Annotated in this window: 21 protein-coding genes and 1 tRNA gene; 5 read left to right on the top strand and 17 right to left on the bottom strand. The window is 69.5% G+C overall.

The window, feature by feature from the left end; translation table 11 throughout:
- Window positions 1-248 precede the first annotated feature (248 nt).
- On the bottom strand, window positions 249-3,935 hold the full coding sequence (locus tag XM48_RS12400) for a choice-of-anchor G family protein (RefSeq protein WP_046456144.1): 3,687 nt from the start codon (window positions 3,933-3,935) through the stop codon (window positions 249-251).
- 360 nt (window positions 3,936-4,295) lie between these two features.
- On the opposite strand from XM48_RS12400, the gene XM48_RS17075 reads away from it, so the two are divergent.
- Both XM48_RS17075 and XM48_RS12390 read left to right on the top strand, forming a co-directional pair.
- Entirely contained in the window at window positions 4,296-6,746 is a 2,451-nt protein-coding gene (locus tag XM48_RS17075; protein WP_052961496.1) for a helix-turn-helix transcriptional regulator, read from the top strand.
- 10 nt (window positions 6,747-6,756) lie between these two features.
- Window positions 6,757-6,847: transfer RNA gene (locus XM48_RS12390), tRNA-Ser, on the top strand.
- Window positions 6,848-6,960: 113 nt separating this feature from the next.
- On the opposite strand, the gene XM48_RS12385 is transcribed toward XM48_RS12390, so the two are convergent.
- The 10 genes from XM48_RS12385 to XM48_RS12340 all read right to left on the bottom strand — a co-directional run bounded on the left by XM48_RS12385 (window position 6,961) and on the right by XM48_RS12340 (window position 16,155).
- On the bottom strand, window positions 6,961-7,983 hold the full coding sequence (locus XM48_RS12385) for a Gfo/Idh/MocA family protein (protein ID WP_046456143.1): 1,023 nt from the start codon (window positions 7,981-7,983) through the stop codon (window positions 6,961-6,963).
- Window positions 7,980-8,990 carry a Gfo/Idh/MocA family protein gene (locus XM48_RS12380; protein WP_046456142.1) on the bottom strand — a complete coding sequence of 337 codons (1,011 nt, stop codon included), beginning with the start codon at window positions 8,988-8,990 and terminating at the stop codon, window positions 7,980-7,982. Before XM48_RS12380 ends, XM48_RS12385 begins: the two co-directional genes overlap by 4 nt.
- 24 nt (window positions 8,991-9,014) lie before the next feature.
- Window positions 9,015-9,887 carry a carbohydrate ABC transporter permease gene (locus XM48_RS12375; RefSeq protein WP_052961495.1) on the bottom strand — a complete coding sequence of 291 codons (873 nt, stop codon included), beginning with the start codon at window positions 9,885-9,887 and terminating at the stop codon, window positions 9,015-9,017.
- A complete protein-coding gene (locus tag XM48_RS12370; RefSeq protein WP_046456141.1) occupies window positions 9,880-10,845 on the bottom strand; it encodes a carbohydrate ABC transporter permease in 966 nt (321 codons plus the stop codon). Before XM48_RS12370 ends, XM48_RS12375 begins: the two co-directional genes overlap by 8 nt.
- The gene (locus tag XM48_RS12365; protein ID WP_046456140.1) at window positions 10,842-12,110 is read right to left on the bottom strand and encodes a sugar ABC transporter substrate-binding protein; all 1,269 of its coding nucleotides are present in this window, start codon (window positions 12,108-12,110) and stop codon (window positions 10,842-10,844) included. The genes XM48_RS12370 and XM48_RS12365 overlap by 4 nt, the downstream gene beginning before the upstream one ends.
- A gap of 51 nt (window positions 12,111-12,161) precedes the next feature.
- Entirely contained in the window at window positions 12,162-13,346 is a 1,185-nt protein-coding gene (locus tag XM48_RS12360; RefSeq protein ID WP_046456139.1) for a Gfo/Idh/MocA family protein, read from the bottom strand.
- Window positions 13,343-14,569, bottom strand: coding sequence for an ROK family transcriptional regulator (locus XM48_RS12355; protein ID WP_052961494.1), 1,227 nt, complete (start codon window positions 14,567-14,569; stop codon window positions 13,343-13,345). Before XM48_RS12355 ends, XM48_RS12360 begins: the two co-directional genes overlap by 4 nt.
- Window positions 14,570-14,688: 119 nt before the next feature.
- Window positions 14,689-15,102 (bottom strand): CrcB family protein, encoded by a 414-nt coding sequence (locus tag XM48_RS12350; RefSeq protein ID WP_046456138.1) that lies wholly within the window; start codon window positions 15,100-15,102, stop codon window positions 14,689-14,691.
- The gene (locus XM48_RS12345) at window positions 15,099-15,503 is read right to left on the bottom strand and encodes a CrcB family protein (protein WP_046456137.1); all 405 of its coding nucleotides are present in this window, start codon (window positions 15,501-15,503) and stop codon (window positions 15,099-15,101) included. Before XM48_RS12345 ends, XM48_RS12350 begins: the two co-directional genes overlap by 4 nt.
- 49 nt (window positions 15,504-15,552) lie before the next feature.
- A complete protein-coding gene (locus XM48_RS12340) occupies window positions 15,553-16,155 on the bottom strand; it encodes a purine-nucleoside phosphorylase (RefSeq protein ID WP_046456136.1) in 603 nt (200 codons plus the stop codon).
- A gap of 360 nt (window positions 16,156-16,515) precedes the next feature.
- Between XM48_RS12340 and XM48_RS12335 the strand changes: the two genes are divergently transcribed.
- Entirely contained in the window at window positions 16,516-16,812 is a 297-nt protein-coding gene (locus XM48_RS12335) for a hypothetical protein (protein WP_046456135.1), read from the top strand.
- A 177-nt stretch (window positions 16,813-16,989) separates the two neighbouring features.
- A complete protein-coding gene (locus XM48_RS12330; RefSeq protein ID WP_197074206.1) occupies window positions 16,990-17,481 on the top strand; it encodes an S-ribosylhomocysteine lyase in 492 nt (163 codons plus the stop codon).
- Here XM48_RS12330 and XM48_RS12325 read toward each other — a convergent pair.
- The 6 genes from XM48_RS12325 to XM48_RS12300 all read right to left on the bottom strand — a co-directional run bounded on the left by XM48_RS12325 (window position 17,478) and on the right by XM48_RS12300 (window position 23,963).
- Window positions 17,478-18,716, bottom strand: a complete 1,239-nt coding sequence (locus tag XM48_RS12325; protein ID WP_084821165.1) for a CPBP family intramembrane glutamic endopeptidase — start codon at window positions 18,714-18,716, stop codon at window positions 17,478-17,480. The genes XM48_RS12330 and XM48_RS12325 overlap by 4 nt on opposite strands.
- A complete protein-coding gene (locus XM48_RS12320; RefSeq protein ID WP_046456134.1) occupies window positions 18,713-19,798 on the bottom strand; it encodes a DUF1648 domain-containing protein in 1,086 nt (361 codons plus the stop codon). The genes XM48_RS12325 and XM48_RS12320 overlap by 4 nt, the downstream gene beginning before the upstream one ends.
- Complete coding sequence (locus tag XM48_RS12315; protein ID WP_046456133.1) at window positions 19,795-20,187, bottom strand: GntR family transcriptional regulator; 393 nt, start codon at window positions 20,185-20,187, stop codon at window positions 19,795-19,797. The genes XM48_RS12320 and XM48_RS12315 overlap by 4 nt, the downstream gene beginning before the upstream one ends.
- A 74-nt stretch (window positions 20,188-20,261) precedes the next feature.
- Window positions 20,262-21,314, bottom strand: coding sequence for an endonuclease domain-containing protein (locus XM48_RS17580; RefSeq protein WP_084821164.1), 1,053 nt, complete (start codon window positions 21,312-21,314; stop codon window positions 20,262-20,264).
- A 244-nt stretch (window positions 21,315-21,558) separates the two neighbouring features.
- On the bottom strand, window positions 21,559-22,722 hold the full coding sequence (locus tag XM48_RS12305; protein ID WP_046456132.1) for an acyl-CoA dehydrogenase family protein: 1,164 nt from the start codon (window positions 22,720-22,722) through the stop codon (window positions 21,559-21,561).
- Window positions 22,723-22,766: 44 nt separating this feature from the next.
- Entirely contained in the window at window positions 22,767-23,963 is a 1,197-nt protein-coding gene (locus tag XM48_RS12300) for a CaiB/BaiF CoA-transferase family protein (RefSeq protein WP_046456131.1), read from the bottom strand.
- Window positions 23,964-24,100: 137 nt separating this feature from the next.
- Between XM48_RS12300 and XM48_RS12295 the strand changes: the two genes are divergently transcribed.
- On the top strand, window positions 24,101-24,825 hold a 725-nt coding region (locus XM48_RS12295; protein ID WP_197074205.1), incomplete at its 3' end, for a PucR family transcriptional regulator ligand-binding domain-containing protein.

Here is a 24,825-nt window from a genome sequence, read left to right as displayed (position 1 = left end):
GCTTGCGCTTCTTCCTCGGAGCGCGGACCGACCCGGAATCGGGGGGAGAGTCTGACGCGGATGGCGGCTCTGCATCGCCGCCCTGCCCGGCACGAGTCGGAGTTTCCTCAGACTCCCCGAGCACCTTCTGTTTCACCAAGACCTACAGCTCCTTTCACAGTTCCCTCCCGCGGCTGAGTCTACTGACCCCGAGAAGGAACGGAGAATGGCCGGGACTGCGTCGCAGCCCCGGCCATCTCGTCACCCGACTAGCAGGACGGTCGGTTGTTCAGCACCTTGTCGCTGACCACACCGGTGCCGCCCAGAACGAATCCGGTCTTCGGCTTGATGTCCGTGAAGACACCGTAGACATCCTTCGGGATGCAGTACCGCTGCGTCAGCATGATCGGAGCCGACTGAGCACCGGCGACCGCGGAACCCGAGAGGGCATCCGGGAAGTCGAGACCGGTGGCCAGGTAGACCAGGCCGTTCTTCGTGTTCCACTTCGCGGCGAGCAGCGCCGAGGTCTCGTAGCGGTCGAGACCCGCGTAGCGCTTCACGTTGGTGGCGGAGGACCGCACGGAGGTCGCGACGCCCTTCGACACCACTCCCTCACCGCCCGCGATGTAGATGTTCTTCAGGTGGAACTGCTTCAGCTCGGCGAGCGCCGCCTTCGAGGCCGCCGGTCGCAGACCGTCGACCAGGAGGACCGGGGCACCGATCGCACCCGCGGCACTGCCCGCGGACAGCGCGTCCGGGTAGTCCCGGCCCGTCGCCACGAACACCGAGTCCGTGCCGCTCGCGCCCCAACCGGCCTCCGCGATCTTCAGCGAGGTCTCGTAGCGGTCGATTCCACCGAGGCGCACCGTCTTGATGCCGAGCGCCTTGATCGCGTTCTCCGTCGCGGTGCTGACCGCACCGGTCTGGCCTGCGATGTAGGCAGTCTTCGGCTTCAGCCGCTTGAGCTCCGCAGCGGTGTCGGGGCTCAGAACCTTGGTCTGCGTGAGCAGCACCGGCGACTTCAGCTTCGCGGCGAACGGAGCCGCCGACAGTGCATCGGGGGCGATGTCGCTGCGCGCGATGACCACGCTCTGCGAACCCTTGGGGAAGGTCTCCTGCGAGATCTTCACCGCGGTCTTGAACCGGTCGGCACCGCCGAGGCGCTTCCACTTCGTGTTGTTGACCGGGCCGTCGGCATCCGCCGAGGCGTCGCTCGAGGAGTTGGACTGAGCCGCCGCCTGCGATGCCGCACCGGCGTTCGCGTTTCCGCGGGTCGATGCGTTCGCGTGCGTCGCCGAGTTGGCGTTCGAGTCCGCCGTCGCGGCAGCGGCCACCTGTGCGGCGGCATTCGCCGCAACGGCGGTGTTCGACGTCGCGTTGGCCGTCGCGTTGGCGTTCTGGTTCGCCGCGGCCTTCGCCGCGATCGACGCATCACCGTTCGCCGCGGCCGAGGCCTGGCTGCTGTTGTCCGCCATCGCCGCGGCCTTGGCCGCCGCCTGAGCGTTCGCGTGACTCGTGCTGTTCGCGTTCGCCGAAGCCGACGCCGACGCGGTCGCGTTGGTGTTGGCCTGGGAGTTCGCGTTGCTCGAGCTGCTCGAGGTGGCGCTCGCAGCGGCGTTCGCCGATGCGTTCGTGCTCGAATTCGCCGTCGCCGCAGCCTTCGATGCCGCTTCGGCGTTCGCCGTCGCGGCCGCCGAAGCGTCGGCCTTGGTGTTGGACGATGCGTCGGTGTTCGCCGCGGCCTTGGCCGACGCGCTCGCGGCTGCGTTCGCAGTCGTGGTCGCCGTCGTCGAGGCGTTGGTCGATGCCGCAGGGTCCGCAGCTGCCTTCGCCGCGGAATCAGCGTTCGCCGTGGCTGCTGCCGAGGCCGTCGTCTTCGCGTCGGCCGTAGCCGCCGCCTGCGCCGCGGCCTGCGCCGCTGCGTTGGCGTTGCTGTCGGCCTGGGCCGAGGCCGCTGCGGACGCCGAGGCGTTCGCGTTGGCCGCAGCGTTCGAATCAGACGACGCGTCCGAGCCGCTCGTGCCCTTCGTCACCGTCACGGTCGCCTTCGCCACCTTGTTGCTGGTGCCGCCGGTCGCGGTGAACTCGAGCGAGCCCAGAGCCTGGTTCGCCGGAACGGCCCAGGTCTTGGTGAAGGTTCCGTCGTTGCCGGTCGTCGCGCTGATCGGGGTGCCGACACCCGGAGCGATCGAGACGGTCTCGGTGGGGGTGAAACCGTCGCCCTTGAGCGTGACCGTCGCGCCCTGCTCCACCGAGCTCGGCGTCGCCGTCAGCTTCGGATCAGCGGCGGCCTTGACCGTCGAGGAACCGAGCTGGAGCTTGACCGCATTGTTGCCCAGCAGCGCCGGGAGCAGCGTCAGCGACAGCGGACGGACCGTGAAGCTCCCGCTTCCGAGATCGCCGTCCTGCGCGGGCGAGAGCTTGGTCGGCTGCTCGTTGATGCGCAGGGTGACGACCTGCTCGAGCACCGGCTTCAGTGCACCGAGCAGGCTTCCCGCCGCAGGATTCGCGGGATCGCCGACGAGCGGGGACACCACGTTCATGATGGTCGTCTGCAGACCGCCGACAACGCCGTCGACCACGGGCTTCAGCACGTTGGCGCCGACATTCGCGAGCACCGGGGTCACGAGGTTGATCACCGGCTGCACGAGGCCGCCGAGGTTGATCCCGGCGACGGTCAGCCCGCTGGTGTCGATCACAGGCGCGGGGTAGCCGGGCTGGCCGAGCAGGCCGCCCACCGAGGCGTGCACCTTGACCGGCGCCTTGACGAGTCCGAGCACCGCTCCGACCTCCAGGTCGACGTTGAGCGTCGCGCTGTAGAGGCCGTCGGTGACCAGGGCGACCGCCTTGCTCACCAGGGAGTTCGGGCTGTTGCCGACGAGCGCCTCGGTGACCCCGTTGAGGATCGCGCTGACCGTCGTGGGGTCGAGCACCTCGGTGTTCGCGGGAAGGTCGTTGAGCGAGGTCGCTCCCGGGTGCCCCTTGATCGCGAGCTTCGCGAGGTCGAGGTGCACGAGGCCGTTCTTGAGGTCGATCTTCACGCTGCTGTCGCTGTTGCTCAGCGGAGTGTTGAGCAGTTGCTGGTGCACCGAGTTCACGAGCCCCGAGAGATCGAGGGAGACCGCGGTGACCTTGCTTTCGAGGACCAGCGGCACGCCGCCGTCGAGCAGGTTCTTGAGCGTCGTCTCGAGGGTGCCGCCGGGTCCGGCGAGCGCCACGATCGGCGCGATCGCGTTCGTGACCACTCCGTCGAGCGTGGTGACGAGTCCACCGACCAGGTTGCTGTGGACGTCCGCGCCGAGGCCCGCGAGCATGTACTCCGAGCTGTTCTGCCCGTAGTTGCTCTCCGCATGCGAGGCGAGGGCTCCGATGTTCACCGAAGCCTGGTCCAGCACCGTGTCGGTCACCGTCTGCCCGAGCACCTGCTCGAGCAGTGCTGAGACGTCGAGCTTCGCCGGCTTGTAGTCCGAGGCGCTCGAAGCGTCGAGGTTCAGTGCACCGTCCTGCGTGATGAGGCCGGATGCCGCCACGGACTTCGTGGAAGTCGGCGAGGCGCCGTAGCTCGAGATCGCGCCGAGGCTGCCGAGATCCAGCAGCCCGCCGGCCCCCGGGTTCGCCGGGTCCTTCAGGAGCGGCACCTTGACATTGCCCAAGTCGACCTTCAGCGCACCGAGCAGCGAGACGTTCAGCGCGTCGCGGTTCGGACCGACGGAATCGGAGTAGTACGAGTTCGCCTCGGCACCACCCAGGACGTTCAGGTTGAGCGCGTCGACCCAGAGCCCGTGCCCGTGCGCGGCGGATGCCGCGGTCGAGATCGGTCCCGAGGTCTTCGAGTCGGCGTTGGCCGCGGATGCGACGCCGAAGGCTGGAGCGAGGATGGTCGCGGCGGCGGTGACCAGGGCGATGCCCCGGACTCTCCGCTTGCCGGCATCCGTTCGCCGGAGTTGCTTGGTCAAGTGTTCCCCCAAACGCTTGATGATGAGGTTCGTGAGGCTCCCGGGGTCGCAGGTGTTCCTGCAACGTCCCGACGCTCTCGTCGCGAGCGTATCCAGGGGTCCAGCGAACTCCCAGGACTCTGCGTAACCCGGACTACGCGTACGCACATACGATTGAAAGCGGTGCGGAATACGGATTCCCCGGGCTCCCTCTACTGAGACTCCTGGACGCATGTCTGAGAGTCGAGACATACAACTCCGAATGTTTTTCGGCAGAGCGCACTGAGATGGCTAGGCTGCTGCTCATACCGTCGATGACGGGGTATGCGGCTGGGGGGAACGGTTCGCACAAACATTGGTGATCTTCAGGAGATGTGACCCATGGTGGATCGGCTCTTTCAGCTGCGCATAGGAATAACGGACGCGATACTCGCGGAGTTCGAACGGCACTCGCTCGTGCTCGTGCTCGGCGAGACCGGACTCGGACACAGTCACGAGCTCCGCGCGGTGCAGATCCGCCTGGGATCGGCCGTCGGCCGGAGCGAGCTCATCGACTGCACGGTACCGGGCGCGGCCGAGCGCGTCGCGGCGATGCAGCCCCACCGCGTGCTCCTGCTGGACCGGCTCGAGCGCTCCGACCTCGAGACGCTCCGCGCGCTCAAGTCCTTCATCGACGCCGGAGGTCACGCCATCGGGGCCCTCGAGATCAGCGAACTGCGCAACAGCTACTCCGACGCCGTCGAGGCGCTCGTCGCCGAGGACCCGAGCACGCTGGCGTCGCTCGAACGCGCGGTCCGGATCCGGCTCGAACCGTTCGAACTCGAGCAGATCGCGGATCTGGCCCACCGGCACGCGCAGCAGCCGCTCGACTCGGCGACGGTCGGAGCGATCCAGCAGCTCTCGCTCGGGCGCCCCCACTGGGCCCTCGATCTGCTGGCGATCGCGGAATCGGGGCAGCTCGTGCCTGGCCCCCGACCCAGTATCCGTCATGACCGACTCCACGAGCTCAATCTGCCGGCCATGCAGGCGGCCTCTCGTCTCGCGCACGGACTCGACACGCAGACCCTCGCCGCGGCCGCAGTGCTGTCCGAGCTCGATCCCCTCGACCCCGCGTCCGCGGAGGAGCTGACCGGTGGCGACCTGCTGCGCGAGCTCACGGATCGTGGCATCGCCCTCCAGTACGGGTCATCGGATCTGCTCCACGTTCCCGAATTCATCGCGGTGCCGCTGCGCAGCACGATCTCCAGCCAGGAGCTCGAGGTCACGCGTCGGCGCATCACCGAGGGGCTGCTCAGCCTCGAGATGCTCGGCCTCCCCCTCTCGGATCGGGACGCCGAGTTCTGCGCGCGCACTCCCCTGTCGAGCGAGATCCCGCGCGCCGCGCAGGCCGCCGTGCTGCACCGAGTGCTCGAGCAGCGGTTGACCTTCGGCGTCGACGGGCTCACCCGGGCGCTGTTCCTCCGAGCGGGCGCGCTCGGCCAGCCCTTGGAACCGCAGACGCGGGTCCGCGCGCTCGCCGGGCTCAAGGGCGCTCCGACGGGCCTCTCCGCCCTGGTCGGGACCGCGATCCCCGCGGAACCGGTGCCGCGACTCGCCCACCTCAACGCCTGGGCGGTGCTGAGCGCGGAATCGGGAGTCGATCCTTCGGATCCGCACGCGTTCGCGCAGTTGGAGCCGGCGGGCGCCTCGGAGGCTTCGACCGCTCTGGTGCTGAGCCGTCTCAACGACACCGAGCCCCTGGGCCCCGACCGCGCGACCATCACCGCGTGCGCCGCGTCCCACCCCTCTCCCGAGGTGGCCTGCGCGGCCGGGATCCTGCAGGTGCTCGACGCGGTGCCGCGCGGGGCGATCCCCGCGCGGTCCCTCGCGGCTGCGGCCCGGACGCTCACCGGCCGCATGGGCCTGCCCGAGTCCCGGGTGCTCCACCACCTGCACGGGTCGATCCTGCTGGGATGGGCCCTCAACACGCTGTTCACCGATACCTTGCGCGAGCACGCCGAGGATCTGCGCGGGGTGGCTCGGCGCCTGCCGGCCGGAGCCTCCCACCTAATCTGGCTCGGCCATCTCGAAGCCGCCGCGGGCGCGCTCTCCGCCGGAGACGCGCACCACGCACTGCTCGAGTGGCAGCGCATGGAGCAGCGACTGCCGATGTTCCTCCCGAAGCGTCTCACCCACACCGTCGCCCTCATCGCCCGCGCGCTGACCGCCGAGAATCATCGGGACCGCACTGCGCCCTCGAGCGTCGACACCACGTTCACCGGCATCGTCGGCTACCTCGCCGGCCGCCTCGAATCCCTCGACCCGTCCGTCGTGCGCATCGACATCGAAGAACAGCCGGCACCGCTCGTCGCCGTGGCCGCCGCGCACCGTCGCGCATTCGATCAGCAGAACCCGGTCGAGCTGCTCCGCATCGCCGAGCACCTCTGCGACAGCGAGCACTGGGCCGCGGCCGAGAACGCCGCGAGCGCCGCGCGGCGGATCCAGCTGAAACGCCGCGCGTCCGGCGCGGTCGGGCGCTGCGACCGCCTGCTCGAACGGATCGACACCGCGATCACGCTCTCGCTCCCGTGGCGCATGCGCGAACAGATCCCCCGGCCGACGCAGCAGCCGGCACGCACCCCGTTGACCGCCCGGGAGCGGACGGCGGCCGAACTCGCCGCGCAGGGCCTGGGGAACCGCGAGATCGCGGAGCGGATGGGCTGCGGCGTCCGGACGGTCGAGTCGCACATCGCCCAGGCCCGCGCCAAGCTCGGAGCCGCGAATCGCAGCGAGCTGGTCGAGCGACTCGCGCAGGAACACGCCGATTTCACATTCGGCGCCCGCATCCCCTAAGCTCTTTCTCGGTGACGTGTCCGAGCGGCCGAAGGTGCAACTCTCGAAAAGTTGTGTAGGGTAACCCCCTACCGTGGGTTCAAATCCCACCGTCACCGCCAGAGCTGAGGCCCTGACTCCCCTTGCGGGGAGCCGGGGCCTCAGTCATTTCCGGCGGCGTTTGCCCACGCTTCCGGCCGGTGGTCCGGCTCACCGACCGGACCACCGCTCGCGCTCACCCGAGCCGCACCGCCTCGCCACTCGCGACGGAGCGGCGCGCCGCGTCCACGACCTCGAGCGTCCGCAGTCCGACGGCGCCGTCGGGCCTGGGCGCTCGCCCGGAGCGCACCGCGTCCAGGAACTCCTCGAGCATGGCCGCATCGAGGTTGTCGCCCGTCGACGCCCAGACCGCCCCGTCCGACGCGATCCCGGCCACGTGCTGGGCGAAGGGATCGATCGTGATGCTGCCGCGCGTCCCGATCACCTGCAGGGTCAGCCCGCCCCAGGTCGGTCCGCTCTCGGGCATGCTCCACGTGCAGTCGATGCTCGCGATGACCCCGCCGGGGTAGTTCGCGGTCACGAGGCCACCGGTCTCGACCGCGGCTCCCGCGTGGATCGTGCGGTTCGCCACGGCGTAGACCGTCTCGGCTCGCGCGCCGAGCAGCTCGTCGATGAGGTCGGCGCAGTGCACGACGTGGTCGACGAGCGCGCCGCCGCCGGCCAGCTCCGGGTCGGTGAACCAGGCGCGATCCGACGGGAGCTTGCCGTTGTTCGTGCCGCGCACCGCGAGGATCGTGCCGAGCGCCCCATCGCGTACGCGACGCACCAGATCGGCGAAGGCGGGCGCGAACCGCACCGGGTACGCCGTCATGAGCGCGACCCCGGCGCGTTCCGTCGCTGCGAGCATCGCCCGGGCGTCCTCGAGCGTCGTGGCGAGCGGCTTCTCGCAGAGCACGTGCGCCCCGGCCTCCGCGGCGAGCTCGACCAGCTCCCGGTGCCGCGCGTTCTCGGCGGTGACGATCACCGCGTCCGGGCCCCACGCGAGCGCGTCGGCGTAGCTGTCGACGTAGTCGACGCCCAGGGAGGCCGCCAGCTCCGCCCCTCGCGGCGCGTCGTCCGGAGCTGCGGCACCGTCCGGATCGGCGGCGACGAGTTCGATGTCCGCGCGACCCGACAGCGCCTCGCAGTAGCTGATGGCGTGCGTGTGGGCGAACGACAGCACCGCGATCCGGAGCGGCGTGTTCTGTTCGGCGTTCATCGGGTCTCCTCCGATTCGATCGGGTCGAGCGCGACGTCGACCGGCTGACCGGTCCGCAGCGACGCCGAGGCGGCTTCGGCGAGCTGCACGGCGCGCACGCCGTCCGCCGGGCTCACCGCTGCCGGGGATCCGGCCGCGATCGCCTCGACGAATGCGCACAGCTCGGCGGTGTAGGGGCTGACGGCGTTGGCCTGCGGCGGCAGGTACCCGGTTCCGTCCGTCGCACCCGGCAGCTCGATCCGGCTCGGATCGTGGGCGGTCGAATCGATCGACAGGGTCCCGCCGCTGCCCGCGAGATCCGCGCTCGTCCGGAACCGCATTCCCGGCGGCCCCCAGGTCCCCTGCACATGCGACACGGCCCCGCTCGCGTGCGTGAGCACGACGTGAGCGGTCACGGCGTCGGGCGCGACGGCATCGTCCGCCGGAGCGCTGCGCACCGCGTAGACCCGCACGACGTCCCCGGCCAACCAGAGTGCCTGATCCAGATCGTGGATCATCTGGTCGCGGATGATCCCGCCGCCCTCGGCCTCGTCGTGGAACCAGGATCCGGTGCGCGGCGCCTCTCCCCCGCGCAGGAAACGCAGCACGGCGAGGTCCCCGATCCTCCCGGCGACCGCCTGCTCGTGCATGGCGACGTAGTCGGGGAAGTAGCGGACGACGTGCGCGGGAAACAATCGCACCCCGGCGCGCCGGGCCGCATCGACGATCTGCCGCGCTTCGTCCGCGGTGCCGGCGAGCGGCTTCTCGCAGATGACGTGCTTGCCGGCGAAGATCGCGGCGTGCGCGAGCGGGCCGTGGCTGGGCGTCGAGGTCACGATGTCGACGATGTCGCACGCGGCGAGCAGCGCATCGAGATCGGACGCGATCGCGAATCCGTACTCGGCGGCGAGCGCCTCGGCGCCCTCGTGCGAGTAGACGGTCACGTCGGCGTCGAGCGCTCGCCACCCGTCGGCATGGACGCGGGAGATTCCGCCGGCTCCGATGAGGCCGATACGCAGGGGGTTCACTGGAGGAGCACCTTTCTTCACGGGTTACTTCAGCCCCGAGAACGCGATGCCGTCGATCACGCGCCGTTGCATGGAGAGGAACAGGATGAGCACCGGTGCCATCGCCAGCAGGCTGGCGGCGAGGAGCAGCGGATAGTCGGGGATGGAGCGCTGGCTGGTGAGCGTCGCGATCCCCGGCGCGAGCGGCATCTGCGTGGCGTCGGTGGCGACGATCAGCGGCCAGAGCAGGTCGTTCCAGGAGGCGAGCACCGTGATGATCGCGAGCGCCGAGAGACCGGGCTTCGCGAGCGGCAGCATGATCTTCCAGAAGATCTGGAAGTGATTCGCCCCGTCGAGCCGCGCGGCCTCCGAGAGCTCCTCGGGCAGGCCCATGAAGAACTGCCGCATCATGAACGTTCCGAACGCGCTGAAGATACCGGGGGCGGCGATGCCCGCGATCGTGTTGAGCCAGCCGAGGCCCTGGACGATCTGGTACTGCGGCAGCAGGTAGACCTGCGGCGGCACCATCAGGATCGCGAGCACGATCGCGAAGATCGTGCGCTTGAACGGGAACTCGAGGCGTGCGAACGCGTACCCCGCCATGGAGCAGAGCAGCAGCTGCCCCACCGTGCGGATCGTCGTGACCGCTGCCGAGACCCAGAGCTGGTTGAGGAACGGGAGCTGGTCGAAGACGTGCGCGAAGTTCTCGAAGTGCAGCTCGCCCGGCCAGAAGGTGGGCGGCACCGAGGTGACCTGGGCGTTGGTCGCGAGCGACATGAGGATCTGCCAGAGGAACGGGAAGATCATCGTCAGCGACGCGACGATCAGGACCGCGTGCGTGACGCCGTTGCCGAGGCGGAGGCGTTTGCCCGCTGCGCGCTGCCGGATGGCGAGCGCGGTCGTCTGCGTGTCAGTCATAGGTCACCCACCGCTTCTGCATCCGGAACTGGAGCATCGTGAACACGCCGACGAGCAGCAGGATCGCCACGCCGACCGCCGCCGCGTACCCGTTGTCCCCGGCCTGCTGGTGCGCGAAGAAGAGGTAGACGAGCGACTGGGTCTGGTTGATCGCGGGGTTCTGCGTGCCCATGAGCGCGTAGAGGAGGTCGAAGACCTGGAACCCGGTGATCACGGTCATGACCGAGACGAAGAAGATGGACGGGCTGAGGAGCGGCACCGTGATGGAGAAGAACTGCCGGGTGCGGCTCGCTCCGTCGAGGGTCGATGCCTCGTACATCTCGGGCGGGATCCCCCGCATGCCCGCCGAGAGCACGATCAGGTTGAAGCCGAGCGAGATCCACATGCCGACGAGCCCGACGGACAGCAGCGCGAACCACTCGGTGCTGAGCCAGTTCGGCCCCGTGATGCCGACGAGCGACAGCGTGTAGTTGAGGATCCCGAAATCGCCGTTGAAGATGATCCGCCACACCATGGCCACGGCCGCCGGCATGGCCACGTAGGGCAGGAAGAACGCGGTGCGGTAGACCGCCGCGAACCGCAGGCCGGGCCGGTTGATGAGCGCGGCGAAGAGCACCGCGACCGGGATCCCGAGCAGCAGGATGCCGACGTAGATCAGCGTGTTGACGATGGCGCGCCAGAAGTCGGGATCGCCGAGCATCGTCTCGTAGTTGTCGAGCCCGGTCCAGGTCGCACCGCCGAACGCGCCCCACGTGGTGAAGCTGAAGTAGGCGTTGCGGAAGATGGGCCAGATGTAGAAGACGAGCACGCCGAAGAGCAGCGGGCCGACGAACAGGAGCGCCCAGAGGGAGCTCCTGAGGCGGGCCCGAGGGCGCGGATCCGAGGATCCGCGCCGCCCGGTTCGGGGTGCGGTCGCCTGCGCGGCGACCGCACCCGGAGCAGAAGCGAAGCCCGTCACTTCTGCTCTTTCTCCAGCGCCTTGTTCATCTCGGCCGCGAGCTTCTTCGCCACGTCGGGCACCGGCTGCTCACCGCTGAACGCGGCGGGCAGCAGGTCGTTCTCGAGCTTGTTCCACGCCGCCGTGTTCTTCGAGATCGGGTACGGGAAGGCGTACTCCGTCGCCGCGTTCTCGAAGATGTTCAGGTCCCAGGGCGCCGAATCGACGAAGGCCTGCTGCGTGCCGTTGAAGGCGGGGTTCGCGGCGCCCAGCTTCGCCTGGGTCTCGGCGGCCTGCTTGCTTCCGAGGTAGTTCTGGAACGCGAGCGCCGCGGCCTTGTTCTTCGATCCCTTCGCGACCGCATTGGCGAGGCCGTGGATCACGGTCGCCTTGCGCTCGCCCTTCGGCAGCGGCGCGACCGCGATCGAGTCCTTCACCTGCGAACCGAGGAATTCGGAGTTCGACCAGGTGCCCGACCAGATCATCGCCGACTTGCCGTTGATGAACCACTGGTCCTGCGGGGTGTCCGAGAGCTGGGACGGGGTCGGCGACGAACCGTCGGCGACGAGGTCGCGCACGAACTGCAGCCCGGCGATCGACTTGGGATCGTCGTAGCCCGACTTCTTGCCGTCCTCCGAGATGATGCTGCCGCCGGCCTGCAGGATCGTGTTGTAGTAGACCTCCTGCCCGCCGTTGAGCCCGCTCGCGACGCCGTAGATGCCCTTGGACTTGAGCTTGTCGGAGATCGCCTTGGCCTTCTGATGGAACTCGTCCCAGGTCCAGTCCGCCGTCGGGTAGGCGACGCCCGCCTCGTCGAAGATCGCTTTGTTGTAGTACACGGCGATCGTGTCGAAGTCCTTCGGTGCACCGTACTGGGTCCCCTGCCAGGAGTAGAGATCGTTGAGCGCCTTCGGGTAGTCCGCCGGCTTCAGATCCTTGCTCATCGGCTCGAGCATGTCGTTGGAGGCATACAGCTGGAAGTTCGGGCCGTTCAGCCAGAACACGTCGGGCAGCGTATTCGAGCTGCCCTGCGTCTGCAGCTTCGTGAAGTAGTTCGCGTAGGGGGTGATCTGCGTCTTCACCGTGATGTTCGGGAACTCCTTGTTGAAGTCCTTGATCAGCGCTTCCATCGCCGGCTTCTGGTTGACGTCCCAGAACGCATACGAGATCTCGGCCTTCAGGTTGTGATCGCTGGCCGCCTCGGAGGCGCCGCCGCCGGAGCATCCCGACAGGGCCAGCGCGGTCACCGCGAGCGCCCCGGCGAGTGCGAGGGTCTTCTTCTTCATGGATTCTCCTTTGAATACAGGGGTCTGAATGGGTCGACTGCGGCCGGCGGATCAGAGCCGCGCGGCGACGCCCGGATCCACCGGACGCACGCGGCGCGGCGCGCCTTCTGACCGGATCGACTCGGTCGCGGCGACCGCGGTGGCGACCGCGTCGCGAGCTGCGACCGCCGAGGTCGTCGTGGCGATCCCGTCGCGCACGAACGCGACGAACTCGGCGACCGTCAGCCGGTCGGCATCGCCGTGCCCGCCCGCGTCCCCGCTCACCGGGTACTCCGCGTCGCCGTGCTCGGAGTAGAGCGTGCGGGTGTTCCAGACCCGCACGATCGCTCCATCCCCGTCGCCGAAGTTCTCGAGCCGCCCCTCGGTGCCGATCACGGTGTAGTTGCGCCAGTAGTCGGGCGTGTAGTGGCACTGCTGGTACGACGCGAGCACACCGTTGTCGAGGCGCATCGCGACCATCGACAGGTCCTCCACGTCGATGACCGGGTTCAGCTCGGTCTGGCTCAGCGGGGGCCAGGAATCGAGCGAGAACCACTCCGGCATGGTGCGATCCGAATTGTCGCGGCGATCGTCGATCCCGCCGTAGAGCGTGAGCCCGCCGAGGCCCGTCACCAGTTCGGAGGTGCCGCCCGCGAGCCAGTGGATCACGTCGATGTCGTGGGCGCCCTTCTGCAGCAGCAGCCCGTTCGCCTTGGACCGGTCCGCGTGCCAGTCCTTGAAGTAGTAGTCGCCGCCGTTGCCGACGAAGTGGCGGCACCAGATCGCTTTGACCTCACCGATCTCCCCACGGAGGATCAGCTCCCGCATCGTGCGCACCACCGACATGTGCCGCATGTTGTGCCCGACGTAGAGGCGGGTTCCCGAATCGGCCGAGGCCGCGAGGATCGCGTCCGCGTCGTCGACGTCGATCGCGAGGGGCTTCTCGAGGTAGACGGCGATCCCCGCGTTCAGCAGCGCGACCGCGATCTCGGCATGGGTGTCGTCGGGCGAGGTGACGAACGCGGCGTCGATGTCGAGGCCCGATGCGGCGGCCGCGATCAGCTCGTCGAGGGTTTCGAACGTCGCCTCGCAGGCGAAGGACGCCGAGGCGCGAGCCCGCGCATTCGCGCTCGGATCCACCGCGGCGACGATGCGCGCGTCCCCGGACTCGACCGCGTGCCGGGCGATCGCCGATCGGGCGCCCGCGCCCACGACCGCAAGACGGAGCACCGTCGGTTCCCCGTGCTGCGGGTTCATTCGTCGGCTCCTTCCGGCTGGGCGCTCGCGCGCTCGATGGCCGCGCGCACCTGCGCGAGGTCGAATCCCGGATCCGTGGGCGGCTCGCTCGGATGGCGGATCTCTGCCGCGCGCTGCGCGGCGAGCGACAGCGCGCCGAGCGCCACCGACTCCGCCCCCAGCCGGGACGGCACGATCTCGGGTTCGACCGGCAGTGTGATCTCGGCGTTGACCGCTCGACGCAGCGGCCCGAGCAGTTCCTCACCGGCGAGCGAGAGGCCGCCGCCGACGATCACCAGATCGGGATCCACCGCCATCGTGACGATCGCGACGCCGACCGCGAGGCCCTGCGCGAACCGCACGATCTCCTCGCTGGCCGCCCGATCGCCGGCCGCCGCTGCACGGAACACCTGCTCGCCCGACTCCGCGCTGCTCCACCGGAGCTTGCCCGTGCTGTCGACCTGGGAGGAGAACGCGAAGCCGCCGAGGCCGATCTCGCCCGCGACGGAGTGCTTGCCCCGCCGGATCTTGCCATCGATGATGAGGCCGAGCGAGACGCGATGCCCCGCGAAGACGTAGGCCACGTCGTCGACGTGCTTCGCCGCGCCCAGGCGGAACTCGGCGAGAGCCGCGAGCCGAATGTCGTTCTCGACCACGGCGGCGCAGCCGAACTCGGCGCTCAGCAGTCCGGCGAGATCGATCCCCTCCCACTCCGGGAAGTTGTGGGAGATCAGGATACGGCCCCCCGGGTCGACGACGCCCGAGACCGCCAGCGCCAGACAGGAGTGGCGGAGCAGCCGTTCCGGATCGATGCCCGAGCTGCGGAGCGCCGTGCGGACGGTCGAGATGACGAGGGCGATGCGCTCGTTCCCGTCGATGCCGAGCGCGCTCTCGGTCTCGTGCCATCCGACGACGCGGCCGTCGAGCTCGGCGAGCACGACGCGCAGCCGGTGGATGCCGACGTCGACCCCGACGAGGAGGCCGGCGTCGGCGCAGAACTCGAAGAATCGGGCGGGACGTCCCGCCCGGCGCTCGCCCGCCTCCGCGTCGTCGACCACGCGCGCGAGCCCGAGCTCCCGCAGCCGGGTCAGCTCTGCATCGACGGTCGGACGGGACAGTCCCGTGCGCTCCGCGATCTGGGTCACGCTGGCGCGCCCGCTCTCGAGCAGCGCAGCGGCTACGCGTGCGTTCACCGCGCTCGGCAGCCCGCTGCCTCCGGGCGCATCGCTCGCATTGGGTGCCATGGGGACCTCGCCGTCCGAATTAAGAAAGTGACTTTCGTAATGTGCTCGCAAGTACACCACGCGCCATCGAGGCATGTCAAGACATGCCTCGATGCGCGGACGTTCGGACGAGCAGACGCTCAGACGAGCAGCGCCAGGCCCCAGAACCCGGCCGCCGCCGCGAGGGTCGACAGCACGGCGGTGCCTCCCGCGTAGCCGAGGGCTGCGTTCCAGCGACGCGCCGCGATCAGGCGGGCCGCGTCGACGCTCGCGGTCGAGAACGTCGTGTATCCGCCGAGGAACCCGGTGCCGAGCACCGCGAACCACTCGTGCGGCAGCACTTGCGTTCCCCCGGCGAGGCCCGCGAGCGCGGCGAGCATGCCGAGCACGAGGGAGCCCGACACGTTGATGAGCAGCGTCGCCCAGGGGAAGCCGTGGGACCCGGGGCGCTCCAGTCGCCGCAGCAGCGGCTGCATCGCCGCGTCGAACGAAAACCGGGCGACGGCGCCGACGCCGCCGGCGAGCGCGATGCCCAGCAGCAGGAGCGGGGTCATGCCGGTTCCTTCCGGCGACGCAACCGGCCGCCGAGGAGGATCCCCAGCGTCGCGGTGGCGATGCCGAGCAGGACCGAGAGCGCCAAATACCCGATCCCAACCCAGGGCAGCCCGCCGTGAGCGAGCTCGACCGTGCCGAGCGCGAGCGTGCTGTAGGTCGTGAAGCCGCCCATCACTCCGGTGCCGAGCAGCAGCCTCAGGTCGGTGACCGCCACGGGCTCGGGTACGGGACGCAGCAGCGCTTCCAGCAGAATCCCGAGCAGGAGCGCTCCGAGCACGTTGATGACGAGGATCGCGAGGGGGAATCCGCCCGGCTTCGGGATCGCGGCGTCGAGTGCCGCCCGTGCCGCCGTGCCGACCGCACCGCCGACGAAGACGAGCAGCAGCGCGCGGATCCTCACGGCGGCCCCCTCTCTGCCCCTCCTGCGGAGCGGTACGGATTTCTGGCGGTCAGGCGAAGAGTTCGGGGAGCTCCGCCTCGGCGAACGTGCGCAGCTGCTCGCTCTTGCGGAACACGATGGTGTCCCATTCCTCGTCGGTGGTGGAGCTGTCGGCGAAGTCCGACGGCACCTTCAGGATCACGAGTTCCAGATCGAAACGCGCGCAGAGGGCCGCGATCGCGTAGCTCTCCATGTCGACGAGCTCGGCGCCGAGCTCGGCGATGCGGGCGCGCTGCGCGTCGTCCTGGACGAAGACGTCGCCGGTCGCGACGGTCAGCTTCGGCGCGAGGACCGGACCGCGCGGCTCGATCGTGGGCGAGGGCAGCGAGAAGTCGTGCTGCTTCACGGCACCGATCTGGTACACCGTGTCGAGGTCGGGGCCGTCGTCGACGACGCCGGCGGTGCCGAGCACGATGACGCGCGACACGGCTCCGGCACGGCTCGCCAGCTCCCCGGCGAGCGACACCGCTGCGTTCACCTTGCCGACCCCGGTGACGAGGTGCGGGACGTCGCTGAACGCGGATGCTTCGTCGCGGTGCGCGAAGACCAGCAGAGTGGATCCGGGGGCGGCCGTTCGCTGCGGCGTTTCCGCCGTGGATTCTCCGTGCTGCATGCCGCCCTTTCCGCGTCATCGTGCGATTCTTCAGCACGGCTCGACGCCGCGCACGGGCCGAGTCTAGCAATTCTCAAACTTTTCGGTTATGCTTATGGATTGAGCTTGCGCAGCCGCATGCCGTGTCCGCCAGAAGCCATTCATTGGCCGGCGTCGACACCGGCTCGCTCCCGGCCGCAGCGCTCCATTCCACCGGGATCCACGGATCCGCTCCGGAAGCGTTCGTTCGAACGTTCCGATCCCACCGGTCGACCGCATTCGCGTTCGATCACATACCGCGTTCCCGCCGTTCGGCGAGGATCGCTCGGCGCCGCGCCGCGAACCGCGAGCGGCTGCCGCACACACAGAAAGGACAGCACCATGCAGCACACTCTGCACGCCAGCGACGTCGCGACGCGCCACTTTGCACCGGTCGCTCCCGTCGCGCAGGCTCCGCGCACCCCGTACCACGCCCTCGGTTCCGATTCCGCTCCGCGGATCCCGGCCTGGGCCGAGCACCGTTCGGTGTACCGGGGGTCCGGTCGCACGCTCTACCTCGTCGAGACGAAGAATCTCGATGCGGCGGGGAACGACCTGCAGCGGCTCTCGGCCGACGGCTGGGATGTTCGCGTCGAGCGCTCGGCCGATTCGGCTCGGGTCGCTCTGATGGCGGCCTGACCGCCGCGACAGTGCGGGCGCGTTCGCGCTCGCACTGTCATCCGCGGTCACGCGGGCTCGTTTCACGGCGGTGCGGCGTAGCGTGGGTTCGGAAGAACCCTGCTGCGCCGCACCGCCGTTCTGCTTCTGGCATTTGCTTCTTGCTCCGGTGCGGTGTTCGAGATCCGAGGAGGAGCCGTGGGCGAAGTCGAGCTGGCCGAGGTCGAGAGCTTCGCGCTCGATCACACGAAGGTGCGTGCGCCGTATGTGCGCCTCATCGGGGTGGAGCGCGGGCCGAAGGGCGATGCGATCTCGAACTTCGATATCCGGCTGGTGCAGCCGAACGAGGGCGAGATTCCGACCGCCGGGCTGCACACGATCGAGCACACGATCGCGGGCCTGCTGCGCACGCGTCTGGATGGCGTGATCGACATTTCTCCGTTCGGCTGCCGCACCGGTTTCCATCTGATCGTGTGGGGCGAGCCGAGCAACGCGGACGTCGCGTCTGCGATCAAGGCGTCGCTCTCCGATATCGCTGAGCGGGTGACCTGGGACGACGTGCCGGGCACGGAAGCGGTGAGCTGCGGCAACTACCGCGACCACAGCCTGCACTCGGCCCGCGAGTGGTCGCGCGCCGTGCTCGAGCAGGGCATCAGCGTCGACGCGTTCGATCGTTCGGTGCTCGCCTAGGTCTGCTCCCGTTCGGTGTCGGCTCGGGGCTGTTCCCGTTCGGTGCCGGCTCTGGTCTGTTGCGGTTCGGCGCCTGCCCGGCCCGGCGTACCGTTCGGTGCCGATACCGGGGTCGGCGGAGCTGACGGCTTCGACAGATCTCGCGGGCTCGGGGCTCCGGAAGCGCGTCGAGGCGCGAGCTCCGGCTGCGCTCGGAGCTGACCGGACAGTCCGAGCCCGAGGGCGACCGCACCGAGCACGATCCAGCCTGCGGCCCCGAGCGGACTGACGAGTGCCGGATCGAGCGGCGCGCCGGACGCCGCGAGCAGCATGAAGGTGCCGGCCGCGGCGTTCAGTGCGCCGTGTCCGACGACGGCGGGCCAGACCGATCCGCTACGCAGGCGAAGCCAGCCGAAGAATACGCCCCAGGCCACGCAGCCGAGCACCATGAACGCGACCCCGGTCCAGTCGGTGCGACCGAAGTTGTACCCGAGCAGGATCAGCGGCGAATGCCAGAGTCCCCAGATCGCGCCGGACCCGAGGAGCGCCGGCCAGGTACCGAGCGGTCGCAGCGCGGGCAGCAACCACCCGCGCCAACCCACCTCTTCGCCGAATGCGAGGAGCGCGTTGAACAACGCGCCGAATGGCATGGAGAGCAGCTGGAGCGCCACGAGCACCGCGATGGGTGGAAGCGCTTCGATCGGGCTCTGCGCCGGGAGGGAAGCCCGAATGGTGTCCGCGTAGGCGGAGAACCCGACGAGATCGAGACGCAACCAGCCGAACGCCGCAGCGACTCCGACAGTGACGAAGGTCAGCAGGATCGGCAGGAATAGCGCGGCGACCGTGAACCACACGACCCGTTTGGCCGGCCGGAGCGGCCACATGCCGAGGAACCGCAGGAACCCGCCCCGTTCCTCGGGTGCAGCACCGAGACGCCTCTCGCGACGCCGCCCGGGTGCTCCCAGAAGCCGCACCGCCAGCACGGCGATGCCCGGCGTGAGCATGGTCACGGAGGCCAGCAGGCTGAACAGCACCGGGAACGCGGGAGCCGTCGGATCCATGTTCCAGAGCGGGAGGCAGACGAGCCAGGCCAAGCCGAACGACACCGCGATGAACACGGCGATCGATCCCCAGGGAACCGCGGACGCGCCCCGCCGAACTTCGACCGGCAGACTGGGCGTTGCGGGCGCAGCGGCTTCCCCGGACCCACCCCCGGTCGGGTGCTCCGGGAACACCGGCAGTTCGGCGCCGCTCATCGCGTGCCCTCCGATCCGGTGCGGGCGCTCCGAGCGGCCGCGGCGAGCACGGCTGCGCCGGTCTCCGCGTCGTCGACGGTGATGCCGAAGATGCTCCCGCTGCGTCGCGTGACGACGATCCCGGGGCCCGTGCGCAGGACGACGCCGAACCGTCCGGGCATCCATCGGAATCCCCATCCCCCGAATTCGGCGAGGGGATTGATCTCGGACGCCGCCACGCGGTCGATGTCGGCCGCGCGCACGCGCACGACCGGCCACCCGAGCACCGATCGCGCTTCGAGGCCCGCCGCGTCGATGCGCACGCGGAAACCGATGGTGATGATGATCAGAGCGCTCACCAGGGCGCCCACCAGCGCGAGAACCCACCATCCCGGGAATTGCCCGACCAGGCTCCCCAGGCAGAGGGTCAGCATGAGCACGACCATGATCCCCGCGAACCATCGGTAGCCGGCGTTCGGCAGGGAGCGACCGATCCAGACGGCTCGCTCGTGCTCGGTTAGCGGGAGCGGCTCGCTGTCGTCGGAAGCCGGCGCCGCGACCGTGACCTTGGGTTGCACGAACCACCCCAGGGCTCCGGCAGTGACGGCGGCGAGCACCGCCGCCACCATCGGCCCAGCGACGGTCCCGACGGTTCGAGCATCGGCGACATCGAGCTGGATCTGCACGAGCCCGACGATGAGCACCGAGATGAACACGATCGTCGCCGCACCGAAAGCCGCGAGAAAACGGGAAGCGCTCGACCAGGCCGGGAATCCCAGGCGCCGCCCTCGGGGGATCAGCAGGATCACCGCGAAGATGAGCGTCATGCCGATCCCGGTGATGGCGAAGAACAGGATGTTGCCCCATGGGCTGGAGAATCCGTCGGGCCCGCCGCTGCCGCTCCAGTGCGTGGCGATCGGGTCGGGCAGGCGCGGAATCCAGAGCATCTGCAGGAGCACGCCCAGCGCCACCACGATGAGCGGCGCCCAGACGCCGACCCACAGCGCGGCCCGGCGCGCACGCGCGACATCGGAGGAGGCTGCATCGATCTTCGCGCCCGATGAGCTGGACGAGCCCGGGACGCCGGTCGGCTGAGGGGTCATCGAAGGCTCCTATCTGTTTCGGATACGACTTCGCCACTGAGATGCGCGGGGTCGGTGATCATCGCGGCGAGAGTACTCGGGGCGACCCCGAGGGCACGGGCGCGCGCCACCAGAACCGCGACGTCGACGTGCAGGGCGACCAGCTTGGGTGCGGCCTCCGTGACTACCGCGCCACGTCCCCTGCGGAGGTCGACGAGACCTTCGTCGCGGAGCGCCTGATAGGCGTGGAGCACCGTGTGCGCGTTGATGCCGAGGCCCTCGGCGATCTCGCGGGCCGGTGGAAGCAGCTGCCCGGCGAGGACGCGCTGTGCGGCGATCGATCCTCGAATGGAGTCGGCGATCTGCGCATAGATGGGACGCTCGCTCGCGGCATCGATCCGGACCAGCATGCACACCTCCTTGATGGCAAAAATTATAGCCGAATATGAACTTTTACCGATATTGCGATCCGATTTTCTTGGAATCAGCTCGGCAGGAACGCAGCTTCCACGAGGGCAGGGGCCTGAACCCGGCCGAGCTTCTGCGCGAGCCGAGCGATCAGTCGCCCGCGGGCACCGGCCTCGAACAGGTCGATGGAATGCGCGCGGATCACCGTCCAGCCGGCATCCCGTGCCCGATCGAGCCGTCGGATGTCACGCAGGTACTGCGTGCGGCTCCTGCGGTGCTGTTCTCCGTCGTATTCGAGGATGACCCGCCACTCGACGCAGACCAGGTCGAAGCGGCCGATGAAGCCCGTGCCGTCGCGAACCTCATGCTGGAGTTCGAAGCACCCGGCCAGTCCGTACGCTTCGAGCAGCAGCCGGAGCAGAGTCTCCATGCGGGACTCCGCACCGACCCGAGAGAAGTCGAGCGCCCGGCGGAGACGCCGCGCACCCCGTCCGGTGTAGTCCGCCGCCGCAGAAGACAGCTCGTCCCATGTGGACAGCGACCATACCGTTCCGTTCGAGGACCGGCGTTGCCCGACGATCGCGTCAGCCGCGACCACCAGCTCCACCAACGGGAGCAGTCCAGCCGATTGCAGCAACGCTTGCGCGGGCTCCACTGTCGGGATCGCAGGGAGACGACCGCCGGGAGGGAGCCAAGGCATTGTTTCGAGCGCGTCGAGCGGGATACGGGTGAACTCCGTCGGCCAGGTGTGCCCTCGCACTGTGGAGAGCCGCCGGCCCCGGTTCGGTGCCGGAATCGTGAGATGCACGAGACCGTCGTCTGTGATCGGGCATCCGTGGAGCCGCAACGCAGTGGAATGACTGATGGCTTCACCCGGTCGCAGGAGCGGGACGCAAGCTATCACGCGCTTCATCCAGGCTTCGTCTTCGAATGCCCCCTCGCCCTGCGGCGTCGCCGCCAGCCCGGCCCGCACGATGCCGCCCGCCGACCACCGCATCCCTCTATGCACCGCTTCGAATCGAGCATTTTCGAGGGCTCGACGGCTCACTCCGGCGCGCAGCGCTTCCGCAGTCGAGCAGGGTGTTCCAGCGAGCGGTGCGGCAGCCTGGCGAGCAGAGAGATGTTCCATCGCTCAAGCTTCCATGGCGGCGTCGGGCCCGGAAGCGTTCTCAACAGGCGCGGAGTGCCGAATCCCGCTGTGTAGAACGTATCCGGCCAGCTTCCATCTGCCGCACAAGCCCGGGCTCCCCGCTCTTGCCCACTACACAACAATCGAGAGGGCTCGATTCCACCTCTTCTCGAAAGAAACAGGTGGAATCGAGCCCTCTCGATACCGAACCGGGGGGCGGGCCCCCAGGTCCAGGCCTAACTCCCTAGAACGCGGCGATGCCCGTCAGCTCGCGGCCGATCACCAGCTGGTGCACCTCGTCGGTGCCCTCGTAGGTGCGCACCGACTCGAGGTTCGCCATGTGGCGCATCACGGGGAAGTCGGAGGTGATGCCGTCGCCGCCGAGGATCGAGCGGCAGGTGCCGGCGATCTTGATGGCCTCGCGCACGTTATTGAGCTTGCCGACGGAGATCTGCCCGTACGACAGGTTTCCGGCGTCCTTCAGTCGGCCGAGGTGCAGGGCGAGCAGCAGGCCCTTCTCGTACTCGACGAACATGTCGGCGAGCTTCGCCTGGATGATCTGCTTCGAACCGATGGGGGCCCCGAACACCTCGCGGGTCTGCGAGCGCTCCACGGCGACCTCGAGGCAGGCACGCGCCGCCCCCATGACGCCCCAGGCGATGCCGTAGCGCGCCTCGTTGAGGCACTTGAAGGGCGACGACAGGCCCTTCGAACCGGGCAGGATCGCGTCGAGCGGCAGGCGCACGTCCTCGAGCACGATCTCGGTCTGCAGCGAGGCGCGCATCGACAGCTTGTTCTCGATCGCGGTCGCGGTGAAGCCGGGGGTGTCGGTCGGCACGACGAAGCCGCGCACGATCCCCTCTTCGTCCTTCGCCCAGATCACGCCGACCTGCGCGATGGTGGCGAGGCCGATCCACCGCTTCTTGCCGTTGAGCACCCACTGGTCGCCCTCGCGGCGCGCGTGGGTGAGCATGGTGTTGGGGTCGGATCCGCCCTGGGGTTCGGTGAGTCCGAAGAAGCCGATGGCCTCGCCGCGACCCATCTTGGGCAGCCACTCCTGCTTCTGCTCCTCCGAGCCGAACTTGTAGATCGCGCCCATGGCGAGCGAGCCCTGCACGGAGAGCGCGGTGCGGAAGCCGGAGTCGACGGCTTCGAACTCCATCGCGACGAGCCCGTAGGCGACCGAGGAGGCGCCCTTCAGGCCGTAGCCGTTCATGTACATGCCGAAGGCGCCGAACTCGCCGACCTCGGGCAGCAGTTCGACGGGCAGGCGGCGGTCCTCGAACGCCTGGTCGATGATCGGCTTGATCTTGGTCTGCGCGAAGTCGCGGGCCTTGAGCTGCCACTCCCGCTCCTCTTCGGTGACGAAGTCGGAGACGTTGAACAGCTGGTCGATGGTGGTGGTCATTGCGGGTCCTTTCGGAACGGGACTGACGGATCGAAGACGGTGGATCAGCGCGGCAGCCACTCGGCGCCGGCGTGCTCGCCGAGTCCGGGCGGCGGGGCCGAGTAGCGGGACGGGGTGGCCGAGAACGAGATGGGCGTCGCGACCGAGCGCAGCACGCGCTCCTGCCCGTCGGCGTCGGTCGCGCGGGTCTCGGCGACGGGCTCCAGCCCGAGGGTCTCGGCGAGGTCGAGCGCCTGGGCGATGGTGTTCACGCGGCCGGCCGGGATGTTCGCGGCGGTGAAGGCGTCGATCCACTCCCCTGCGGGGCGAGCGGCGAGCAGCCCTTCGAGCAGCGCCTTGAGCTCGAGGCGGTGCGCCACGCGCGACGGGTTGTCGACGAAGCGCGGGTCGCTCGCGAGTTCGGGGGCTCCGAGCACCTCGCACAGGCGGGAGAACTGGCCGTCGGTGCCGACCGCGAGCGCGACCTCCTGGTCGGCAGCGGCGAAGGTCTCGTAAGGCGCGATCGACGGGTGCGCGTTGCCCATGCGGCCGGGAGCCCGTCCGGTCTCGAGCGTGGACGACGCCTGGTTGGCGAGCGCCGAGAGCAGCGAGCCGAGCAGCGTCACCTTCACGTGCTGGCCGCGCCCCGCGGTCGGCGACTCGGCGGTGTCGCGGGCTCGCAGCGCCGCCTGGATCCCGATCACGGAGTTGAGACCGGTGAGGATGTCGACGAGCGCGACGCCGACCTTGGTGGGCTCGCCGCCGTCGGCGTCGCTCTGCCCGGTGATGCTCATGAGGCCGCCGACGGCCTGCACGAGCAGGTCGTAGCCGGGCAGGTCGCGACCTGCGGCGTCGCCGAAGCCCGAGATAGAGCAGTACACGACGCCCGGGTTGTCGGCGGCGACGGCGTCGTAGCCGAGGCCGAACTTGTCCATGGTGCCGGGCTTGAAGTTCTCGATGACGACGTCGGCCGTTGACGCCAGCGAGCGGGCGAGCGCCTGCCCCTCCTCGGAGCGCAGGTCGCACACGACCGAGCGCTTGCCGCGGTTGACTCCGGCGAAGTAGGTGCTCTGCCCGACGGCGTTGACGGGCGGCGACCACTGCCGGGTGCCGTCGCCCTCGGGGCTCTCGATCTTGATCACGTCGGCGCCGAAGTCGGCCAGGATCATGGTGGCGTGCGGGCCGGCGAGCACTCGCGAGAAGTCGGCCACCCGGATGCCGGACAGCGGGCCTCGCGTCGTCGTGTCGTTCGCCTCGGTCATGCCGTCTCCCTCTTGCGCCGGTGCTCGGGTCGGGCCGCGTTCCGCTGCCCGCTCGCCCTCAGTCTAGGCGCGAGCAGGAAGCCCGCAGATGCCACTCTGCACCGCGGCCCGCCGCCCTGCTGTGCAAAGATGTCGTCATGGCACGCCTCTCGCACCTGCTCTCCACCCCCGGGCTCGGGCTCCGCCTCGTGCAGGCCGGCGTCGGGGATCCCGACCTGAGCTGGGTCTCGACCACCGAGCTGCTCGATCTGGGCGCCTACCTCGACGGCGGCGAGCTCGTGCTCACGACGGGGCTCGCGCTCGAGGAGGACGATCCTCGGTGGCACGACTTCGTCGCGAGCCTGGGCCGGGCGCGGGTGGCCGCGATCGGCTTCGGGGTCGGCATCGCGCACGCACGGATCCCCCGCCCGCTCGTCGCCGCGGCCAGCGCTTACCGGGTCGCTCTGATCGAGGTCCCGCCGCCGACCCCCTTCATCGCGGTCAGCAAGGCGGTCGCCGCGCTGCTCGAGGCCGACGAGCTCAGCGCCGCGCACCGCGCGCTCCAGGCGCACCGGGAGCTCTTCGTCGGCGGCCAGAATCCGGCGGCCACGATCGCGACGCTCGCGCAGGCGACCGGGCGCAGGATCGCGGCGCTGCGCGCCGACGGCAGCCTGCTGGCCGGCAGCAGCGGACTCGCGGGCGGTTCGGATCCGGGCGCGCACGCCGAACGGATCCCCCTCGATACCGCGGGCACCGTGCTCGTCGTCGCCGGCGACGATCCCCTCTCGCCCGACGCACGGGCGCTGCTCGCGGCGGGCGCGATGGCGCTCGGCATCGAGCTGCGCAGCGCGGGCGGCGAGCAGGATCGCGAGCGCGAGCGCTG

Source organism: Leucobacter sp. Ag1 (assembly GCF_000980875.1).
Taxonomy (GTDB): Bacteria; Actinomycetota; Actinomycetes; order Actinomycetales; family Microbacteriaceae; genus Leucobacter; species Leucobacter iarius.
This window is presented reverse-complemented; position numbering and strand designations above follow the sequence as displayed.

Bases quoted from the DNA above. Each gene is read 5' to 3' on its own strand.
- XM48_RS12300 (WP_046456131.1), bottom strand. From the start codon at position 23,963: ATGACCGAGGCGAACGACACGACGACGCGAGGCCCGCTGTCCGGCATC.
- XM48_RS12315 (WP_046456133.1), bottom strand. From the start codon at position 20,187: ATGCTGGTCCGGATCGATGCCGCGAGCGAGCGTCCCATCTATGCGCAG.
- XM48_RS12360 (WP_046456139.1), bottom strand. From the start codon at position 13,346: ATGAACCCGCAGCACGGGGAACCGACGGTGCTCCGTCTTGCGGTCGTG.
- XM48_RS12320 (WP_046456134.1), bottom strand. From the start codon at position 19,798: ATGACCCCTCAGCCGACCGGCGTCCCGGGCTCGTCCAGCTCATCGGGC.
- XM48_RS12355 (WP_052961494.1), bottom strand. From the start codon at position 14,569: ATGGCACCCAATGCGAGCGATGCGCCCGGAGGCAGCGGGCTGCCGAGC.
- XM48_RS17075 (WP_052961496.1), top strand. From the start codon at position 4,296: ATGGTGGATCGGCTCTTTCAGCTGCGCATAGGAATAACGGACGCGATA.
- XM48_RS12335 (WP_046456135.1), top strand. From the start codon at position 16,516: ATGCAGCACACTCTGCACGCCAGCGACGTCGCGACGCGCCACTTTGCA.
- XM48_RS12365 (WP_046456140.1), bottom strand. From the start codon at position 12,110: ATGAAGAAGAAGACCCTCGCACTCGCCGGGGCGCTCGCGGTGACCGCG.
- XM48_RS12340 (WP_046456136.1), bottom strand. From the start codon at position 16,155: ATGCAGCACGGAGAATCCACGGCGGAAACGCCGCAGCGAACGGCCGCC.
- XM48_RS12325 (WP_084821165.1), bottom strand. From the start codon at position 18,716: ATGAGCGGCGCCGAACTGCCGGTGTTCCCGGAGCACCCGACCGGGGGT.
- XM48_RS17580 (WP_084821164.1), bottom strand. From the start codon at position 21,314: ATGGAACATCTCTCTGCTCGCCAGGCTGCCGCACCGCTCGCTGGAACA.
- XM48_RS12375 (WP_052961495.1), bottom strand. From the start codon at position 9,887: ATGACTGACACGCAGACGACCGCGCTCGCCATCCGGCAGCGCGCAGCG.
- XM48_RS12385 (WP_046456143.1), bottom strand. From the start codon at position 7,983: ATGAACGCCGAACAGAACACGCCGCTCCGGATCGCGGTGCTGTCGTTC.
- XM48_RS12350 (WP_046456138.1), bottom strand. From the start codon at position 15,102: ATGACCCCGCTCCTGCTGCTGGGCATCGCGCTCGCCGGCGGCGTCGGC.
- XM48_RS12305 (WP_046456132.1), bottom strand. From the start codon at position 22,722: ATGACCACCACCATCGACCAGCTGTTCAACGTCTCCGACTTCGTCACC.